Raw genomic sequence first — 18,951 nt, 5'->3', positions numbered from 1 at the left:
TTAATTTATAACACTTTGTAGAACTCAGTTAAATCAACATAGTTCCTTGTAGGCCTTGTTACATCTCCATACAATCTTTTTATATCTTTAGCCTTTGCTTTTTTAGCCATTCCTTTTTCAGTTTTTATCCTCTTTAACCTAAAGAACCCATCATTTATTCTATAAACTTTATCCACTTCAAATTCAAAATCATTTGGAACATAAATGTAGATTCCATAAGTTTTACTTCTGTCATTAATTGATATCCCTAATTTTTTAGGTATGGATAAAGATTTCCCCCAAATAACTTTAATATCCCTACCCAAAGCAGATTTTACTGGTTCGGGTATTTCAATTTTTGTTATCTCAATCTCTTCTCCATCTACCTCAATTGTATCTCCAACCTTATACTCTTCATCTTCTGGGATGTTGATTATTTTAGATTCTGAGATGTCATATCTGCTGATAATCAGCTTTGCCTGGCTTAATTTAACCTTATCAACGATCTCCCTTACAGCTCCACACCTTGGACATCTAACTAAATAATAAGAAGATTTATTATAAATCTTTTTCTTTAATACCTCTTGCTCTTCATAGCCACAATTCTCGCATTCCAAGTATATCTTTTCACTCATCTTCAAAAACCTCTAAGTATTTTGTTTATTTTCTTTTTCTCCTTCTTCTTCTCTTGTCTTTTGGCTGAATGATTACCCTGTATTTTGGATTTGCAGCCTTCTCTAAGAACTCTTCGTATGTGAATGGTAAGTTTGTATCGTCTGATATAACTCCTCTGTTTTTGAGGTATTCTCTTGTTAATAGGTAGTAGATTAAAGCAACTGCCTTCTTACCTTTGTTGTTTGTTGGAATTACTAAGTCGATAAATGAGGTTAAATGCTCTGTATCGCACAAACCAACGATAGGAACTCCAATCTCTGTCGCTTCTTTTAATGCCTGCCTATCAACTCTTGGGTCGCTGATAAATACAACTTCTGGCTCCATAAACCCTTTGTATGCAGGGTTTGTTAATGTTCCAGGGACAAATCTTCCTGGGATTGTTCTAATTCCTGTGTATTTTCCAAATTCTTCTAATGGTCCCATTGTATAGATTCTCCTTGAAACAGCCAATATATCCTCTGGTTCATATCTTGCTAAGAATTTAGCAGCTATTCTTAATCTCTCATCAGTTTTTCTAACATCTAAAACATATAACCCATCACTTCTTACTCTGTAAATAAACTTTTCCATGTCCTTTGTTTTTTGCTGTGTCCCTATGTGAATACCTGAAGCTAAGTATGTATCTAATGGTACTAACAGCTCCTTCTCACTCATATTTTCCACCTTTAAAAATAGTTGTTGTTTTTCAAATATTGTCGGGGTTTAAAAATTAGTGGTTGTTACCCCAAAGATGAAAATGATAGAAGGAATATATAAATTTTATCAACTTACTTACCTCTTCTTCCATGAGCTCTTATACTTGGTCTAACCTTCTCAGCTCCAATACCCTTGTTTCTTAATCCTCTACCTTTCTTACCAGCTGATGTTAAACCTCTGAATGCTCTTCCTCTGTGTTTTCCAGTGCATAACCAGTTGAGTTGAGGATCAGCTTTAATAGCTGGGTGGTATGGGTCTACCAATATAACCTCATACCACTTGTGTTTTCCATCTTCTCCAACCCAGTATGAGTTTAAAACTTCCATGTTTGGATATCTTCTTGCTGCTCTCTCTTCAGCAATTCTTTGAATTGATTTACCCATTGTTATCTTGTTAACCCCTAATGTAGCTGGCTTCTTTGAGTTCTTTGGTCTTGGTTTTCTTAAACCTCCTCTTCTAACTCTTACCCTAACAACTATAATTCCTTGTTTTGGTTTGTATCCTAAAGCTCTTGCTCTATCTAACCTTGTTGGCCTCTCAATCCTAACAACAGCTGGTTCTCTTCTCCATTGTTGTAATCTCTCCCATAATAACTGTCTAACGTAGCTGTCTTTTGGTCTTTTCCATGCCTCTCTTATATACTTGTAGATTCCCATTCTATCCCTCTTTTAAGGGTTCAGCCTTTACGCCACATCCCCTTTGTTATAAAAACTTTAGAGTAAATAACTATCAACAACTATTATATTAATTTAACGGTTATTTGAAAAGTTGTAATCACAAGTAGATTGTGGTGAAACTTATGAAAAAATTGGAAGATAAAAAAAGGAATTATAGAAATTACGTTTGAAGAAGAAAGAGAAATCTTAGAGTTGCCTCCAAAACCTGAATTACCAAAATATGCTTCTCAACTTATTAATCTTGCAAATATATTTTCACAAGGCACTCGTCCAAAAGTTGTTGGTCAGATGAGTGAGCTAATTAAAGAATTTAGAAAAAGTGGAGGTAGAACATTTGAAGATTGGAAGAAATGGTATCTGCAAAAATACCCCAATACAATTGATGAAGCTACTGAAAAAATTTGGAATATGATTAATAACTTTAAAGAAACCTTAGAACAGTTGGAAAGAGATGATGTAAGAAAATGGGTTGAGGATTTAGTCCTTATAAAAACTTACGAAGGTCTTATGTTGCAGGATGCTATTTTGAAAAAAGTTGCAGAGGAACTTGGTGGAAATTATCGCCCTGCTACTATAGAAGAAGAATCTAAGGGTATTGATGGAGTAATTATTATTGATGATAAAGAAATTCCTGTATCAATTAAATCTAAAACATATATTATGCAAGAAAAACACTTGTCTGAAGAATTTAGAGGATATTTATTATTTATGAAAAGAAGAAAAATAAAATTGTTGTTGATTACTCTGAGTTGTTATTTTGTTTAAATACCAATTTCTCTTCAATTACTGGCTTGATATAACCTAGAGATTTATCAATTTCAAATTAAAAAGTAATTACTCACGATTAATGAACTCTACTAATCTTTTACCATCCCATAAAATTCAATCAATAGCAGATTGTTGTTCCAGTTCCTAAGAAAGGGTCTAAGACGGTGTCTCCAATTATGGAGAACATTCTTATCAATCTTCTTGGAATTTCTTCAGGAAATGATGCTGTTCTCCTCTCTATTTTTGGATGTGTTTGCTTATCTCCAACAATCTCCCATATTTGAGAAAACCACACGTCTCTCTCCTCTTTAGAGTATGCACTCGCATATCTCAACGGGTCTTTTGGTCTAAACCTTCTCGGTTTTCCCTTTCGAAATATTAGAATATACTCTACATCCAAAGTTACATAAGCATTTGGTGGGAGGAATCCAGAGCCTAAAAAAGCATTTGGCTTGTTTGATGGCTTTTTCCATAGTATGTATGGGAGTGTGATAAACTCAATTTTTTCAAAGTTTTCTATAAGTTTGGAATGATTTGGGAATAATCTAAAAACTCCGTTAATTTTTCTTGTAGCATCTCCTATGTTTATGCATGCAATACCTCCAGGAACTAAAACCCTATAAACTTCCTCCCAACTGGGTATAATGTTTGGTGCATTGAATTGTAGATTTGCATAATGAGTTTTTCTTTTTTCTTTTCATCTTCTTCATTTTCCATTTTTATCCAAAGTTCGTTTATTTTTGGATTTAGTTTTTAAATAATTCGTCCCACATTTCTATCATTGGGTATGGTGGAAGAAGTAACAACCAAATGAATACTCTCATCCTCTATCTCATTCATTCTTCTTGAGTCGCCAAAAATTATCTTGTGATTAGTTGTTATATCAACACTCATCATTTATCCCCTATTTTTTTAAATAACTACAAACCCTCTCAAACATCAAATCAGTTGGATCTTCTAACTCAATAACCCCCTGCCTTTTTCCTAAATTATCTTCAACATAGTTTATTATTTCCCCAATATCGTTTGTGTGAATCATCCTATTTTTTTCGATAAGGTATTTGTCAACTCCAAGTAACTCTTGAGGATAACAGGATATTGTAGGAATTCCGAGGATTGCGCTCTCCCTATTCATCGTTCCTCCAGCACCAATCATGAAATCAGAATTATACAATAAAGAGAGAGCATCTATTGTTTCTTTTGGGACGATAACATCAAGCTCCCCATATATTTCTTTTTGTTGTTCATCCCTTGGAAATACAACAATATTACAATCAATCTTTTCTTTAATCTTTTTAATAACATCTGGCAAAATGTCCTTATGCCCATTGCAATACGAAGAGTTTGGGCAAGGTCTCATAACTATTGTTGGATTTTCATTAAAAATTCCCAATTTTTTTAAAATTTCATTATCCATTGGATAATAACCCTTCAACCTTGAATTTACATTAGCCACTTCACAAGTTCCATCAAAACTTATAAAGTTTCTTCCCCCAAAATTCCTCAATTTATTTTCATCTGTTGCTACCGGTTTTATAATTTCATCTGCTAAAGGGAGAGTTAATCTATTTTGAGCCTCTGCATGCTCATTATCTACAACAAAGATTACTGGGATATTTAAACCAAAAGCAACTCTTGGCAGTTCAACAGAATGTTTAGCTATAGCCACTTTTGGTTTTATATTGGATATTAACTCAGCTAAGCCAATAACTCTCTCAGCATAAAAAATTAATTTGTCTTTCAATGTGTTTCCATGCTTTCCTATACATTTCCCAACAAAATTGTAAATTTTGACTAATTTGACTAAATTTCGTGAATCTCTAAAAGTTAATAGATATTCAATTCCGTCTTTTTCAAATTTTTTTATCAGTTGGCAGAAATAATGCACATGTGGTGCATTTGTTAAATCAATCCACACATCCAAACCAATCACCCACTTGATATTATTTTAGTCAAGTAAACATCTACAAACTCTCCTTTTTCATAACCTTCAACATTTTCAGGAATCAAAATATAGCCATCACCTTTTATTAGTGAGGAGATAACTCCACTTCCAGTTATTCTTATTGGCTCCACTTCTTTATCTACCCTAACCCTAACAAAATCAACTCTACCGAGTTCAGAAGCTATGTTTCTCTTCAAAGGCAGTATAATTTTCTTCCTTTTAACAAAAAATCTTTGAATAAATAACTCAAATTGGACAGCTGAAGCTACAGGATATCCAGATAACATAAATACTGGCTTACCATTAACCATTCCAAAACCAAACGGTTTTCCAGGTCTAATATTTACACCATGAACTAAAACATCACCAATTTCTTTAACTGTCTCTACCGTTATATCTCTCTCACTAACGGAGGTCCCTCCAGTTATTAGTAGGATGTCATTTTCATTTAAAGCTGTTTTAATGGCTTTTTTTAGCTTTTCTTTGTCATCTTCAATAATACCATAGATTTTTGCATTGAACCCAAGGTTTTTTACTAACCCATATAGCATATAAGAATTAGAATTTATAATTTTCCCTTTTATTTTTTTAATATCTTTTTCAATATTTTTAATTTCATTTAAGCTTATAAGCTCATCTCCTGTAGCAATTATACCAAAACTTAAATTATAAACTTTAACTTCTTTAATTCCCAAAGATGCAAGCATATTTAGATGATATGGATTTATAACATCTCCTTTTTTTAAAATTACCTCTCCTTTTTTAACATCTTCTCCAATTCTCGAGACGTTTTCATTTGGATGAACTGATTTATAAATTTCAACAAAATCATCAACTTCATTACAAAATTCTTTCATTACAACAGCATCTGTGTTTTTTGGCAATTCTTCTCCAGTAAATACCTTTTTAGCCTCTCCTGGAAATATTTCATCCCCATCAACAAGGTTTAATATTATTGGATTTGTTTCAGAAGCTCCAAAAGTGTCTTCAGCTTTAACAGCATACCCGTCCATTGCTGCTTTATTAAAATATGGTAAATCAATTGGAGATTTAATATCTTCAGCAGATATTCTATTTAACGCTCCAATAATTCCAACTTTTTTAATTTTGTTATTTTTAATTAAATAGTTTGATAACCTTTCAAAAACAATTTTTTGGGCATCATTTAGTGGCATTAACTTTCTTATTAGCTTCATACTCCCACCAAAAGTTATGCTTTAATAGAGAAATTATATAAAGTAAAGTTAAGAGATATAAAAATTTTAATAATGTATAAAAAGGAATGGTGATTTAGATGCTGTTTCTAAAAGTTAGGGTTTTAGATATCAATTTGGAAAATTTAGCTTTAATTAACTCTGAAGATTTGAAAAATTCCCAGTATTTTTCTCAAGATAGAGTGGTTATTGAATTTAAAGGAAAAAAGGTTATTGGGGTTTTATATTCATCAACTACATTGATAAATAGGGGAGAGATAGGACTACCTCAAAAGTTGGTTAAAGAATTGGGAGTTAAGGAAGGGGACGTAGTTACAATAAGGCATGCTGAAAAACCAAAATCCCTCCCATACATAAGAAAAAAGATGGACGGTAATAAATTAAAAAAAGAGGAGATTTTTGCAATTATAGATGAGATGATTAATGGAAATCTAACAAATATTGAAATATCTGCCTTTGTTACCTCCTTATATATAAATGGAATGGATATGGATGAAATTGAAGCGATGACCATTAGAATGGCTGAAACTGGAGAGATGGTCGATTGGGAAGGACATATATTTGATGTGCATTCAATTGGAGGGGTTCCTGGGAATAAATACGCTTTATTAGTTGTGCCAATAGTTGCCTCTGCAGGATTGAAGATACCAAAAACATCATCGAGAGCAATAACTTCGGCGGCAGGGACTGCAGACGTTGTAGAGGTTTTAACAAGAGTAGATTTAACTGTCGAAGAGATAAAAAAGGTTGTTAAAGAGACAAACGGTTGTATGGTGTGGGGAGGGGCTTTAGATTTAGCTCCAGCAGATGACATAACAATAAATGTTGAAAGACCTCTTGGTATAGACCCTGAGCCATTACTGTTATCAAGTGTTATGGCAAAAAAATTGGCTATGGGCGTTAATAAGCTTTTAATTGATATACCAACAGGATACGGGGCGAAAGTTAAATCCATAAAGGAAGCTTCAAGCTTGGCACGAAAGTTTATTGAACTGAGTGATAGATTGAGGATAGTTACTGAATGTGCTATAACCTACGGAGGTCAGCCAATTGGCAGGGCAATTGGTCCAGCCTTAGAGGCAAGAGAAGCTTTATTAGCTTTAGAAGATTATAAACAAGCTCCAACGAGTTTGATAGAGAAATCTTTATCTTTGGCTGGAATTTTATTAGAGATGGGTGGAGTAGCTCCTACTGGAGAAGGAAAATACATGGCAGAGGATTTATTGGCAAGTGGAAAAGCACATGATAAATTTATGGAAATTATAATAGCTCAGGGGGGAAAAGAAGTTAGCTCTGATGAGATTGAATTAGGAAAATATAAGGTGGATATCCATTCACCAATTGATGGGTATGTTACAAGAATATCAAATGCTGGAATTACAAGAATTGCTAAAGAGGCTGGAGCTCCAAATGATAAAAAAGCTGGTGTCTATTTAAATGTAAAAGTTGGAAATAAAGTTGAAAAAGGAGATGTTTTATACACAATATACTCTGATTCAGAAGAAAGGTTAAAATCAGCTGCTAAGTTAGCGAGAATATTATATCCGGTGAAAGTTGAGGGTATGTTGCTTCAAAAAATTTCAAGATTCTAAACTTTTTTTAACATTTCCAATGCTATTAGAACTAAATTATATAATTTATTATCCTTAATGGAGTTTAATATTTTGTTCATCATTTCTTCGTTGTGTATATGAGGTTTAATGCGATTTTGTGCCATAATAATTTTAATACCTTCAGATTTTAGATTGTTGTTAATAACTTCCAAATCATTTATTATTTTTTCAATTTCGTCATTTTTCATAGTCTCACCAAAAATAATAAAATAAAAAACAACAATACAAAAATATTGAAATTAAAAAATTCACCCTCCGTATTTAGTTAACTTACAATTTATGGATGCTGATATTTATAAATTTTTGGTATGCGTTTCTACATGTATATATGTAGGTTCATTATGAAACCAAATAAAATAGATAGCAAAAAATCAAATATAATATGTTAAGATCATTTAATTTTTAATTTTCTAATTTTTAATTTCATTTTTCTCTCTATATGTTTTAATTTCCTATACTCTCTCCTATTAATAATTGATATCGCCATTCCTTTCTTTCCAGCTCTTCCTGTTCTTCCAATCCTGTGCATGTAAGATTCAGGATTTTGTGGGAGATGATAATTAATTACACAGTTTAAATCATTTACATCTATTCCTCTACTCATAACATCGGTTGCTATTAAAATCTTAATTTTCTTTTGTTTAAACAGCCTTATAACCTTCTCCCTCTGAGATTGATTCAAATCTCCATGAATTGCTCCTGCTTTAAATCCAATATCTCTCAACATATTTGCCAAATCTTTAGTATCCTTCTTTGTTTTACAAAAAACTAATCCATAAAACTCTCTATCTTTTAAAATTCTACATAAAGTTTCAAATCTTTCATTTTCATTTATCTCAATATAACTCTGCTCAATATTTGCATTTATCTTAGCTTTTACAAACTCATAATCTCCCATATATTTTTTAGCCAAATTTAGTATCTCCTTTGGCATGGTGGCAGAGAATAACAGAATCCTTTTATTTTTATTACATGCGTTTAAAATCTTCTCAACATCTTCAATGAATCCCATATTAAGCATTTCATCCGCTTCATCTAATATAAAGTATTTAACATTCTTTAAGTTTAAAGTTCCTCTATTTATATGGTCTAAAACTCTTCCAGGTGTTCCGACAACTATATTAGCTTTTTTTAAAGCTTTAATTTGAGGATGAATTGCTTTTCCTCCATAAACTTTAGTTATCTTTAAATTTTTGTTACCTTTTAATGAGTCTATCTCATCAGCCACTTGAATAGCCAGTTCTCTTGTTGGAGTTAAAATAATAGCTTCTATCCCACTATCTTCATCAATAAGCTCAATTAATGGAATTGCAAATGAAGCAGTTTTCCCGCTACCAGTTCTTGCTTGAGCAACAATATTGCAACTTTCATTTAAAAATAGTGGGACAACTTTCATCTGAATATCTGTTGGTTTTTCAAAACCTTTATTCTTAATAGCGTTTAACACATTTTCTGACAAATTCAATTCACTAAAACTCATATATTCCACTTCCTAATAAATCAATCTTTATGACTATAGGTTTATAGTATAAAAAGGTTTGCCTAAATAATATTTGTGAAATTATAATTCATACCTTGGAGCTAAAAGTTTAAGTATATCTAATGGGATAAGTGATAGCAGAAACATCTCCGAGTTATTAAGAATTCTTTTATGCATATTTAACTATTTTATAACAATTTTAGCCTTAAATAATCGGTTATGACCAATAAGACCAAAATATTTAAATATGAGTAATGTATTATAGTAAAGTTAGTTGCGATTTAAACATCAATATGAAAGAATATAGATTTAGCCATATTTATAAATGTTTCAATAGTCATAGATAAACATATAAAAATATAGCGAGGGAGATCATGGAAAAATACGAAAAAGCAGCTGAAATATTTAAAGCATTTGGAGACCCAACAAGATTAATGATTTTAAAGTTATTGTCAGAGAATGGAAGCATGTGCGTTTGTAAGATAATAGATGAATTAAAAAAGCCACAACCAACAATTTCACACCACTTAAATATTTTAAAGAAAGCAGGAATTGTTAAAGCAAGAAAAGAAGGAACATGGAACTTCTATTATATAGTTGACGACAGAGTTAAGGAAATAATTAAATTAGTTGATGAATTATAACTCTTTTTATTTAAAAATTTTTAAAACAGCTTTTTAAATTATTTCTAAAACTTTTTTAGATGAGAGTTTAGATTATTTTCCCATTAGTGCCATCTTAGCTAATAAAGCACTCAACTGAATTCTCTCATTAGCTCCTTCAACTATTCTAAAGTCAGTTTCACCAATGGCATCTGCTAACTCAACCTTCTTCCTCTCATCAATATCTAAGTTGTTTATTTCCCTAAACATTTGGTTCAATATATCCTCTCCACTCATTCCCCACTCAACCATTAACTTGTATAGCAAATCTCTCGCCTCTACAAACTTTCCTTCTAAGGCTAACTCCATCATCTTCTTAACTTCTTCAGGTCTTGCCCTTGAAGATACTTTATAAACAATCTCATCATCTATAACCTCACTTAAAGCTGCTGCTGTTTGCAAAACATTTATTGCCTTCCTCATATCCCCTTCTGAAACATAAATTATTGCCTCTAAACCACTCTCAGTCAATTTTAATCCTTCTTTCTCAGCAATCTCTTTTAATTTTTTAGCTATATCTTCTTTCTTTAATGGTGAAAACCTAAATATAGCACATCTTGATTGAATTGGAGGAATAATTTTACTTGGGTAATTACAGCTCAAAATAAATCTACAAACATCTGAATATTTTTCCATAGTTCTTCTTAAAGCGTTCTGCGCGTCTGGGGTTAATGCATCACTCTCATCTAAGAATATGATTTTAAATGGCACATCTCCAATCGGCTTAGTTCTTGCAAAATCCTTTACTTTTGTTCTAATAACATCTATCCCCCTTTCATCGCTGGCGTTTAGCTCTAAAAAGTTCTCTCTCCAATTTTCTCCAAACAAGTCCCTTGCTAAACACAAGGCAGCGGTGGTTTTTCCAACCCCTGGAGGTCCGCTAAATAACAAATGTGGCATACTCTTTTTTTCAACATATTTTTTTAATCTTTTTACAATTTCATCTTGTCCAACAATCTCATCTAATGTTTTTGGTCTATACTTCTCTACCCATGGTTTGTCCATTTTGTCACCACATTATCATTCTTTCAACGCATAGTCTAAGATTTCCCCGAACAACCTTTTAGTAAAAGTTGAATGAAAATCATGGATTTTCATAGCTGGAAAGCAAAGGCTTTCCATTTCATCAAAACGGATACATTAAGGAAGGGCTTTCAACCCTTCATAATGCCTCTTAATTTAGAGGGGCTGAACGGCGTCTCTTAGCGTATAATCTAAAATCTCCCCGAATCTCGATTTAACAATATCTCTTTTTCCTAAAACCTTTGCGTGGGCATCCAGCTCAACAATTGCATAATTGTAAATCTCCTTTATTGGATGATAAGTTCTTGGCCCATCACTTATACCAATTTTTACTACATCTTTATCTATTTTTTCTATTGGTAAAGCATGAGGAACGCCAGAGACAACAACAGCATCAACATCTAAATCATTTAATATCTCAACCGCTTTCTCTCCAGTTATTGGATATTCATCTAAACCTCCTGTAATATAATCTGCCTTAAATCTATTTAATATATTTTTTGCATCCCTTCTTATTTTTGGAAGTCCTTTATTTGTATCTAAATTGGCTATATTTACGCAATTAAAATACTTATTCAACACAATTAAAGGATGAGCAAACAAATAGGCAGTTTCTTTTTTAGCATTTAAAACACAGGCTATTTTTGCATTTTTCTTTTTCAAACCTTTTAAAGCTTTTATGGCTTCATTTAAATCATCATCATACGTTGGCTTTATATACTCTTTCTTTGCCATACCTCTCGTTTTTTCAATTTCTGTTGCCTTCTTTAATAAAAACTTCTGCCTTTCAAATTCTTTTTCATCGATTATTCCCAATTTTAAAGCTGATTCCATAGCTTTTATTGCACCAACGGTGTTGTCTCCACTACCACTATGCACTTCAACTGGGATGATTATGGCCCTATCGTCATTTACAAATTCCCATAAATCTTCACCAATAATCATACTTGCACACGTCCCAACAATGCCAATCATTGGCTTTTCTTTCTTCAACTCATTTTTTAAATAGTTGATTGCATAATCCAAAGCTCTTTTTAAATTTTCTGAAGCTCCAAAAACAATGGCGTTTTCATCTATATTACTTGTAAATACTCTGACACCATCTAACTCCAATAATCTTGCTGTTCTAAAGCAGCATCCACTTGGACCGTGTAAAATTATAGCATCAACCCCTAAATCCCTAAGTTGATACATGGCAGCGGCTATTGGTGAAGGTCTTGGATGATATATCATTTACCCACCTCGTATTGATTCATTTGGATAACTTAAACCATAACAATATTTATTTACCGCCAACAATATGTTTAAAGTTTGGAGATTATAAAATAATTGGTGAGAGATAAAATGGGCAAAAAAATAATTGGATCGTTGGATGGAGATAGGGTTATAGTATTTGACAAGAATGGAATATCTAAGCTATCATCAAAGCATTATGGAAACGTTGAAGGGAATTTTTTATCGTTATCTTTAGTTGAAGCTCTATATTTAACAAATTTAGGATGGTTGGCAGTTAAAGACAACAACAAAATTTTAAGTTTTGAGGAGTTGTATGAATACGCAAAAAATATTGAAGAGCGGCTATGTCTAAAATATTTAGTTTATAAAGATTTAAGAAGTAGAGGCTATATAGTAAAAACAGGTTTAAAGTATGGAGCTGATTTTAGGCTTTATGAGAGAGGAGCAAACATTGATAAAGAACACTCCGTTTATTTGGTTAAGGTATTTACCGAAGATAGCTCTTTCTTATTAAATGAGCTAACTGGCTTTGTTAGAGTTGCCCATTCTGTTAGGAAAAAGTTGTTAATAGCTATAGTTGATGCAGATGGAGATATCGTTTATTACAACATGACTTATGTAAAACCATAGATTAAATTTAAGAGGGATATTATGATTTTAACGCCAGAGAGTGAAAAAAAGCTTATAATCGACGTGTTGAAAAAATTTGGTATCCCAGAAGAAGATGCTGAAATAACTGCCGATGTTTTTGTTGATGCTGATTTAAAGGGCTTCACATCTCATGGAATTGGAAGATTCTCACAATATATAATTGGCTTAAAATCTGGAAATATAAACCCAAATCCGAATATAAAAGTAGTTAAAGAGAGCTTAGCAACAGCAGTTGTAGATGGAGATTTAGGATTAGGGCAAGTTGTTGGAAAAAAAGCTATGGAGTTGGCTATAGAAAAGGCAAAAAATGTTGGAATTGGGGCAGTTGCTACAAGAAATGCCAATCATTTTGGCATTGCTGGCTATTATTCAGAGTTGGCTATGAACAACGATATGATCGGCATTACCATAACAAACACAGAACCGGCAATGGCTCCTTTTGGAGGAAAAGAGAAAATTTTAGGAACAAACCCTATTGCGATAGCTTTTAAAGGGAATAAATATAAATTCTCATTAGATATGGCTACGGCATCAATAGCAAGAGGTAAGATTTTAGAAGCTTTAAGGAAAAAAATGAAAATTCCTGAAGGTTGTGCAGTGGATAAAGATGGAAAACTAACAACAGACCCTGCAAAAGCATTAGAGGGATGTATACTACCATTTGGAGGACCAAAGGGATATGGTTTAGCGTTGGCTATTGAAATGCTTTCTGCTATTGGAGGGACTGAAGTAGGAACTAAGGTCAGAGGAACAGCAAATCCAAAGGAAAGATGCACCAAAGGGGATTTATTTATAGCAATAAATCCAGAATTTTTTATGGGTAAAGATAAGTTCAAAGAAAAAGTTGATGAGCTTTTGGAAGAGATTAAAAATTCAGAACCAGCAGAAGGTTTTGAAATATTAATCCCAGGAGAAATAGAGGAGAGAAATAAGATGAAAAGAGAAAATGGATTTGAAATTGATGAAAAGCTATATGATCAATTAAAAGAGATTTGCAATGAGTTAGGATTAAATATTGAAGATTACGTGGTGAAATAAATGTTGATAAAAGATGTAATGAAAAAACCTATTGTAGTTTATGAAGACGATGATTTAGAAGATGTTATAAAAATATTTAGGGAAAATAAGATAAGTGGTGCTCCAGTTTTAAATAAAGATGGAAAACTAGTTGGTATAATATCTGAAAGTGATATAATAAAAACCATTGTTACACATGATGAAGATTTAAACCTCATCCTACCCTCCCCGTTAGATTTAATAGAGTTACCTTTAAAAACAGCATTAAAGATAGAAGAATTTATGGAAGATCTGAAGAAGGCATTAAAAACAAAAGTTAAAGATATGATGACAAAAAAGGTTATTGTTGCTAAGCCAGATATGACAGTCAACGATGCGGCGAAGTTGATGGTTGAACATAACATTAAAAGATTACCAGTAGTTGATGACGAAGGAAATTTAATTGGAATTGTTACGAGAGGAGATTTGATTGAGGCATTAATTTAATAAATTTTTTAAAATTAAGGTGAGATTTTGATAATTCAAACACCCTCAAGAATTCACATGGGGTTGATAGACTTAAATGGTTCTATTGGGAGAGTAGATGGGGGCATAGGGTTGGCTTTAGAAAATCCAAATATAAAAATTAAAGGGAAAGAAAGTGATGAAATAGTTATTGAGTTTGATAAAAAATTAATTGAAAGTTTTGGGGAAGATTTTTTAAAATCTATTAAAGATAGAGCATATGACACTGCCAATAAGGTTTTAAAGGCTGTTGATGGAGAAGGTGCTGAATTAAAAATCCTATCATTATTCCCAGCTCATTCTGGTCTTGGCAGTGGAACTCAACTATCGTTAGCTGTAGGTAAATTGATATCAAAGATATATGGCAAAGAGCTAAATACCTATGAAATAGCTAAAATTACTGGAAGAGGAGGAACTTCAGGTATTGGCGTTGGGGCTTTTGAATATGGCGGATTTTTGATTGATGGGGGGCATAGTTTTGGTAAAGGAAAAGATAAAGAGGATTTTAGACCATCATCTGCTTCAAAAGGTGTTAAACCAGCACCAATAATATTTAGGCATGACTTTGATTGGGAAGTTGTTTTAATAATTCCGAAAGGAGAGCATGTTTATGGAAAAAAAGAGGTTGATATATTTAAAAAATACTGCCCAGTTCCGTTAAATGAAGTTGAAAAAATCTGCCATCTCGTTTTAATGAAGATGATGCCCGCAGTTGTTGAAAAAAATTTAAAAGATTTTGGAGAGGTAGTTAATAAACTTCAATACTTAGGATTTAAAAAAGTTGAAGTCTCTTTGCAATCAGATATTGTTAAAGATTTAATTAGGGAGTTACATAAAGATGCATATGCAGGACTTTCAAGTTTTGGTCCAACAATCTATGCATTTGGAGAAAAAAAGCTAATCATTGATAAAGCCAATGAAATTTTTGATGAACATGGAATTAGTGGAGACATAATTGTAACTAAAGCAAATAACGTTGGATATAAAATTTGGTGAATAATCATGGATTTGATTAAAAAACTTTTAAATAAATTAATATCGGGGGATAGCTCTTATTATAATTTGATTTCAGAAGCAGAGCGTTATTTGAATGAAAAAGATCATGAAAAAGCTATAGAATGCTATCTACAAGCTTTTAAAGAAAATAAAGGTAGGGATGTTGATTGGGCTAATCTTTCTTATGCTTATTACCAGTTGGGAGATTACAAAAATGCTCTTGAAGCCATAAATAAAGCCCTATCATTCTCTCCAGAAAATCCAGAATTTTTATATTTAAAGGGGCCTATACTTTACAAGCTTGAGAATTTTGATGAGGCATACAAGTGCCTTATTAAAGCGTCGGAGAAAATTAAAAAAGGAGATTTATACGAAATATTGGGGGAAATTTCATTAAAATACAAAAAATACAAAAAAGCTTTAGATTGCTATTTAAAAGCTTATAGATTGAATAAAAATAATACTAACGCATTATTTGTGGCTGGAAAGATTTATTTGTTATTTGGTAATTTAGACCGGGCTTACGAATTATTTAAAAAACTTTTGAAAGAAGAGCCTGAGCATAGTTGTAAAGAGATTGTTGAATTCATGGATAAGATTGTTGAAAGTATTGAAAAAAATGTTTATGGGGATATATACAACGGAATTAAATTGTTGGAAAGTAAAGATTATGTAAATGCACTAAAATTTTTTAATAAGGTTATTCAAATTGATGAAGATAACGATATTGCCCATTATTACAAAAGCGTGGTGTCTGAGATATTTGAAGATTATCAAAAAGCTCTTGAATCCATATATAAAGTGACATCAATATTTGAGAGGAGCATTCACTACTCCAAGATTGGAGATATTTTAACTAAAATTGGACATTCAAAAGCTGTGGAAATGTATAACAAATCTATAGAGATATATCCAAATCCTTATGCATATTTTGGCTTGGCAATCTATTATTACAGAAATGGGAATATTAAAAAAGCATCCAATTTCTTTGATAAGGTTTTGGAAATATATGTAGATGATTTCTTAAAAAATGAGATGGATATCTTTATAATCTACTCTTTAATTGGAAAAGCAGAAACTACTGGAATTGAAAAATATTATGAGGGCGCACTACAACATGTAAATAAATTATTAGAGAAAGATATAAGAAATAGCGAATTATGGAAAATTAAAGGCTATCTACTTTACAAACTAAAAAATTATAAAGAAGCTAATGAATGCTTTACAAATGCCTTAAGATTAAATCCAAATGACATTGACATAATGAAATATTCAATAATTGTATATGAAAAAGCAGGTAAATATGATGACGTTATTTCAGCAACCACGAAGTTAAAGAATGTTTTAAAAAATGATGAAGCAGATGAAATATTCAAAAAATTGATGAATAATGAGATAAAAGACTTGGAAATTCCTTCTCCACTACAAAATCCTCCAGTAATGTATTATAAAATAGATCACGTCCAGTATTATCTTGCTAACCTCTACAAATACGTAAATGTAAATCCAATAGGGGCTTTTATATACCTCCATTTCATTGAGAATTCAGACATACTTGAATATATTAATGATGAAGAAAAGTTAAAAACAATAAATGAACTTCTTAAGGAGTTAAAGAGAAAGCTCCCTGCTGAAATGTATAAATACTGTGAATCTCCAGAAAATTACAAACCGAACAAAGAGCTCGTGGAATTGTGCAAAAAAGAGCTTATGAAATTTGGATATATTGTATAATAAAGGAGCGATTAAATGTTCCATTCAATCATAAATAACAATTCTTAAATAATTGGTGGCAATATGGATAAAAATAATATAGATAAAATAATCGAGAGATTAAATTTAAAATTTAGAAATATAGAAGGAGAGAGGTTGATTTTAGCAATAACATGTGATGAAAATAAAAATGTGTTGATGACAGCATTTATGAATGAAGAGGCTTTAAAAAAGACATTGGAAACGGGATATATGCACTATTATTCAACAAGTAGGAAAAAATTGTGGAAAAAAGGAGAGGAAAGTGGAAATACACAAAAGTTAATAAGATTTTATAGAGATTGTGATGGAGATGCCTTATTATTTATAGTTGAACAGAAAGGAGTTGCGTGTCACGAAGGCTACTATTCATGCTTCCATTATAAAATAGAGGATGAAGAGCTGAAAGTAACTGAAGAACATTACAAGAGATGAGAGCATGGACATTGAAAAGTTCAAAGAAAAGGAAATCTCAAAAAAAGAAGCTTTAGAGTTATTTGAAGATAACGAAAATATATTTGAGTTGTTTAAATTTGCCGATGCTTTGAGAAAAGAAGAAGTTGGGGATGTTGTTACATATGTAGTTAATAGAAACATAAACTTCACAAACATATGTGTTGGAAATTGCAAATTTTGCGCTTTTAGGGCTAATGAAAATGACAAACATGCTTATTTTTTAGATATAGATGAAATTGCCAAAAGAGCTGTAGAGTCAAAGAAATTTGGATGTACTGAAGTTTGTATTCAAGGTGGCTTACATCCGAAAATAGACACTTATTATCAGGCAGAGATTTTAAAGGCAGTTCATGAGGCAACAAAACCTTATGGAGATATACACATACATGCATTCTCACCAATGGAAGTATATTTTGGAGCTGAAAATGCCGGCTTAACAATAAAAGAAGCCTTAAAAATTTTAAAGGAGAATGGTCTCAACTCCATGCCGGGAACTGCAGCTGAGATTTTAGACGATGAAGTTAGGGCAGAACTCTGCCCACATAAAATAAAAACTAAAGAATGGATTTACATAATTAAAGAGGCTCATAAATTGGGAATACCAACAACTGCAACCATGATGTATGGGCATATTGACAACTACAAGCATTGGGTAAATCATCTATTTATAATAAAAGAAATTCAGGAAGAAACCAACGGCTTTACAGAATTCGTTCCACTTTCATTTATGCACAAATTAGCTCCAATTTATAGAGATGGACGAGCTAAGGCAGGGGCTACAGGTATTGAAGATTTGAAGGTTTTTGCAGTTAGTAGGATAATATTCAAAGGCTTAATAAAAAATATCCAAGCTTCGTGGGTTAAATTAGGTAAAAAGATGGTCCAAGTTGCTCTAAGATGTGGAGCTAACGACGTTGGAGGAACTTTAATAGAGGAAAACATATCAAGAAGTGCTGGAGCTGAGCATGGCGTTTATATGAGCGTTGAGGAGATCAGGGATATGATTGAAAGAGTTGGATTGATTCCCAAGCAAAGAACTACATTGTATAAAATTTTAGATTAAAAAGGTGGTAGGTTGGAGATAAGGAAAAGATACTTTTTAAGTAAGAAAGATGTTAAAAAAATAAAAAATGAATTAAATGAATTTTTTGAAGATGTTGATGAGATTATTCCAAAAAAGAGTAATGTAGAGATAGCCATAACAGATGATTTTGAGATAATATTAGTTGATAAAGAGCCAGTTGCATTTAAAAAAGAGGATAAAATAATTCCAACATTAAAGTTGTTGCTAAAAAAACTCCCAAACAGGAATTTAGTTGTTGTTGATATGGGGGCAATAAAATTTTTGATAAATGGAGCAGATGTTATGGCTCCTGGAATTGTAGATGCAGATGAAAACATTAATGAAGGAGATGTAGTTTTTGTTGTAGATGAAAATCACAAAAAACCAATATGTATTGGCATTGCCTTAATGGATGGAAAAGAGATGAAAGAAGCTGATAAAGGTAAAGCCATCAAAAACCTTCACTATGTAGGAGACAAGATTTGGAACTTTAAAGGTTGATTCAACCAAAAAGATTATTAAGTTTAATGGAAAATTTTAACTA

General features: G+C 32.0%; 21 protein-coding genes. 11 read left to right on the top strand and 10 right to left on the bottom strand.

The annotated features are described in order from the left end of the window. Positions 1-5: 5 nt before the first annotated feature. The 3 genes from MEFER_RS07145 to MEFER_RS07135 all read right to left on the bottom strand — a co-directional run bounded on the left by MEFER_RS07145 (position 6) and on the right by MEFER_RS07135 (position 2,006). Positions 6-614, bottom strand: a complete 609-nt coding sequence (locus MEFER_RS07145; protein WP_015791948.1) for an HVO_0476 family zinc finger protein — start codon at positions 612-614, stop codon at positions 6-8. A gap of 25 nt (positions 615-639) precedes the next feature. Further along, entirely contained in the window at positions 640-1,308 is a 669-nt protein-coding gene (gene rpsB / locus MEFER_RS07140) for a 30S ribosomal protein S2 (RefSeq protein WP_015791947.1), read from the bottom strand. A 113-nt stretch (positions 1,309-1,421) separates the two neighbouring features. Next, entirely contained in the window at positions 1,422-2,006 is a 585-nt protein-coding gene (locus tag MEFER_RS07135; protein WP_015791946.1) for a 50S ribosomal protein L15e, read from the bottom strand. Between the two features lie 213 nt (positions 2,007-2,219). Between MEFER_RS07135 and MEFER_RS07130 the strand changes: the two genes are divergently transcribed. Beyond that, the gene (locus MEFER_RS07130; RefSeq protein WP_245527780.1) at positions 2,220-2,792 is read left to right on the top strand and encodes an MjaI family restriction endonuclease; all 573 of its coding nucleotides are present in this window, start codon (positions 2,220-2,222) and stop codon (positions 2,790-2,792) included. 121 nt (positions 2,793-2,913) lie between these two features. On the opposite strand, the gene MEFER_RS08565 is transcribed toward MEFER_RS07130, so the two are convergent. The 3 genes from MEFER_RS08565 to MEFER_RS07115 form a co-directional block, all read right to left on the bottom strand. After that, positions 2,914-3,378 carry a site-specific DNA-methyltransferase gene (locus tag MEFER_RS08565; protein ID WP_245527799.1) on the bottom strand — a complete coding sequence of 155 codons (465 nt, stop codon included), beginning with the start codon at positions 3,376-3,378 and terminating at the stop codon, positions 2,914-2,916. A 321-nt stretch (positions 3,379-3,699) separates the two neighbouring features. After that, positions 3,700-4,719, bottom strand: a complete 1,020-nt coding sequence (locus tag MEFER_RS07120) for a DUF354 domain-containing protein (RefSeq protein WP_048056372.1) — start codon at positions 4,717-4,719, stop codon at positions 3,700-3,702. 5 nt (positions 4,720-4,724) lie between these two features. Next, positions 4,725-5,936: a molybdopterin molybdotransferase MoeA gene (locus MEFER_RS07115; protein WP_015791944.1), complete on the bottom strand. Its 1,212-nt coding sequence runs from the start codon at positions 5,934-5,936 to the stop codon at positions 4,725-4,727. 98 nt (positions 5,937-6,034) lie between these two features. Between MEFER_RS07115 and MEFER_RS07110 the strand changes: the two genes are divergently transcribed. Then, entirely contained in the window at positions 6,035-7,546 is a 1,512-nt protein-coding gene (locus tag MEFER_RS07110) for an AMP phosphorylase (protein WP_015791943.1), read from the top strand. Here MEFER_RS07110 and MEFER_RS07105 read toward each other — a convergent pair. Both MEFER_RS07105 and MEFER_RS07100 read right to left on the bottom strand, forming a co-directional pair. After that, positions 7,543-7,755, bottom strand: coding sequence for a hypothetical protein (locus MEFER_RS07105; protein ID WP_015791942.1), 213 nt, complete (start codon positions 7,753-7,755; stop codon positions 7,543-7,545). The genes MEFER_RS07110 and MEFER_RS07105 overlap by 4 nt on opposite strands. A 203-nt stretch (positions 7,756-7,958) precedes the next feature. Beyond that, the gene (locus tag MEFER_RS07100) at positions 7,959-9,047 is read right to left on the bottom strand and encodes a DEAD/DEAH box helicase (protein WP_015791941.1); all 1,089 of its coding nucleotides are present in this window, start codon (positions 9,045-9,047) and stop codon (positions 7,959-7,961) included. Positions 9,048-9,421: 374 nt separating this feature from the next. Between MEFER_RS07100 and MEFER_RS07095 the strand changes: the two genes are divergently transcribed. Then, positions 9,422-9,691 carry an ArsR/SmtB family transcription factor gene (locus MEFER_RS07095; RefSeq protein ID WP_015791940.1) on the top strand — a complete coding sequence of 90 codons (270 nt, stop codon included), beginning with the start codon at positions 9,422-9,424 and terminating at the stop codon, positions 9,689-9,691. A 72-nt stretch (positions 9,692-9,763) separates the two neighbouring features. Here MEFER_RS07095 and MEFER_RS07090 read toward each other — a convergent pair whose 3' ends face one another. Then, complete coding sequence (locus MEFER_RS07090) at positions 9,764-10,714, bottom strand: replication factor C small subunit (protein ID WP_015791939.1); 951 nt, start codon at positions 10,712-10,714, stop codon at positions 9,764-9,766. Positions 10,715-10,888: 174 nt separating this feature from the next. Then, entirely contained in the window at positions 10,889-11,965 is a 1,077-nt protein-coding gene (cfbD, locus tag MEFER_RS07085) for a Ni-sirohydrochlorin a,c-diamide reductive cyclase catalytic subunit (protein WP_015791938.1), read from the bottom strand. 111 nt (positions 11,966-12,076) lie between these two features. On the opposite strand from cfbD, the gene endA reads away from it, so the two are divergent. From endA to MEFER_RS07045, 8 genes are all read left to right on the top strand, one after another. After that, on the top strand, positions 12,077-12,598 hold the full coding sequence (gene endA / locus MEFER_RS07080) for a tRNA-intron lyase (RefSeq protein WP_015791937.1): 522 nt from the start codon (positions 12,077-12,079) through the stop codon (positions 12,596-12,598). Positions 12,599-12,619: 21 nt separating this feature from the next. Then, a complete protein-coding gene (gene comC, locus MEFER_RS07075; protein WP_015791936.1) occupies positions 12,620-13,657 on the top strand; it encodes an L-sulfolactate dehydrogenase in 1,038 nt (345 codons plus the stop codon). Next, positions 13,658-14,122: a CBS domain-containing protein gene (locus MEFER_RS08360; protein WP_015791935.1), complete on the top strand. Its 465-nt coding sequence runs from the start codon at positions 13,658-13,660 to the stop codon at positions 14,120-14,122. A 27-nt stretch (positions 14,123-14,149) separates the two neighbouring features. After that, complete coding sequence (locus tag MEFER_RS07065; RefSeq protein ID WP_015791934.1) at positions 14,150-15,136, top strand: beta-ribofuranosylaminobenzene 5'-phosphate synthase; 987 nt, start codon at positions 14,150-14,152, stop codon at positions 15,134-15,136. A 6-nt stretch (positions 15,137-15,142) separates the two neighbouring features. Further along, a complete protein-coding gene (locus tag MEFER_RS07060) occupies positions 15,143-16,870 on the top strand; it encodes a tetratricopeptide repeat protein (RefSeq protein ID WP_015791933.1) in 1,728 nt (575 codons plus the stop codon). A 63-nt stretch (positions 16,871-16,933) separates the two neighbouring features. Continuing rightward, positions 16,934-17,323 carry a phosphoribosyl-AMP cyclohydrolase gene (gene hisI, locus MEFER_RS07055; RefSeq protein ID WP_015791932.1) on the top strand — a complete coding sequence of 130 codons (390 nt, stop codon included), beginning with the start codon at positions 16,934-16,936 and terminating at the stop codon, positions 17,321-17,323. 4 nt (positions 17,324-17,327) lie between these two features. Further along, the gene (gene cofH, locus MEFER_RS07050; RefSeq protein WP_015791931.1) at positions 17,328-18,407 is read left to right on the top strand and encodes a 5-amino-6-(D-ribitylamino)uracil--L-tyrosine 4-hydroxyphenyl transferase CofH; all 1,080 of its coding nucleotides are present in this window, start codon (positions 17,328-17,330) and stop codon (positions 18,405-18,407) included. Positions 18,408-18,419: 12 nt separating this feature from the next. Next, entirely contained in the window at positions 18,420-18,908 is a 489-nt protein-coding gene (locus MEFER_RS07045) for an RNA-binding protein (RefSeq protein WP_015791930.1), read from the top strand. The last annotated feature ends 43 nt before the right edge of the window (positions 18,909-18,951 follow it).

The sequence above is a fragment of the Methanocaldococcus fervens AG86 genome (assembly GCF_000023985.1).
Classification (GTDB): domain Archaea; phylum AGJL01; class Methanococci; order Methanococcales; family Methanocaldococcaceae; genus Methanocaldococcus; species Methanocaldococcus fervens.
This window is presented reverse-complemented; position numbering and strand designations above follow the sequence as displayed.

Excerpts from the sequence above, each read along its gene's own strand:
- endA (WP_015791937.1), top strand. The coding sequence starts at position 12,077 with ATGGGCAAAAAAATAATTGGATCGTTGGATGGAGATAGGGTTATAGTA.
- MEFER_RS07145 (WP_015791948.1), bottom strand. The coding sequence starts at position 614 with ATGAGTGAAAAGATATACTTGGAATGCGAGAATTGTGGCTATGAAGAG.
- MEFER_RS07090 (WP_015791939.1), bottom strand. The coding sequence starts at position 10,714 with ATGGACAAACCATGGGTAGAGAAGTATAGACCAAAAACATTAGATGAG.
- cfbD (WP_015791938.1), bottom strand. The coding sequence starts at position 11,965 with ATGATATATCATCCAAGACCTTCACCAATAGCCGCTGCCATGTATCAA.
- rpsB (WP_015791947.1), bottom strand. The coding sequence starts at position 1,308 with ATGAGTGAGAAGGAGCTGTTAGTACCATTAGATACATACTTAGCTTCA.
- MEFER_RS08360 (WP_015791935.1), top strand. The coding sequence starts at position 13,658 with ATGTTGATAAAAGATGTAATGAAAAAACCTATTGTAGTTTATGAAGAC.
- MEFER_RS07110 (WP_015791943.1), top strand. The coding sequence starts at position 6,035 with ATGCTGTTTCTAAAAGTTAGGGTTTTAGATATCAATTTGGAAAATTTA.
- hisI (WP_015791932.1), top strand. The coding sequence starts at position 16,934 with ATGGATAAAAATAATATAGATAAAATAATCGAGAGATTAAATTTAAAA.
- MEFER_RS07115 (WP_015791944.1), bottom strand. The coding sequence starts at position 5,936 with ATGAAGCTAATAAGAAAGTTAATGCCACTAAATGATGCCCAAAAAATT.
- comC (WP_015791936.1), top strand. The coding sequence starts at position 12,620 with ATGATTTTAACGCCAGAGAGTGAAAAAAAGCTTATAATCGACGTGTTG.
- MEFER_RS07135 (WP_015791946.1), bottom strand. The coding sequence starts at position 2,006 with ATGGGAATCTACAAGTATATAAGAGAGGCATGGAAAAGACCAAAAGAC.
- MEFER_RS07060 (WP_015791933.1), top strand. The coding sequence starts at position 15,143 with ATGGATTTGATTAAAAAACTTTTAAATAAATTAATATCGGGGGATAGC.
- MEFER_RS07095 (WP_015791940.1), top strand. The coding sequence starts at position 9,422 with ATGGAAAAATACGAAAAAGCAGCTGAAATATTTAAAGCATTTGGAGAC.
- cofH (WP_015791931.1), top strand. The coding sequence starts at position 17,328 with ATGGACATTGAAAAGTTCAAAGAAAAGGAAATCTCAAAAAAAGAAGCT.
- MEFER_RS07100 (WP_015791941.1), bottom strand. The coding sequence starts at position 9,047 with ATGAGTTTTAGTGAATTGAATTTGTCAGAAAATGTGTTAAACGCTATT.
- MEFER_RS07105 (WP_015791942.1), bottom strand. The coding sequence starts at position 7,755 with ATGAAAAATGACGAAATTGAAAAAATAATAAATGATTTGGAAGTTATT.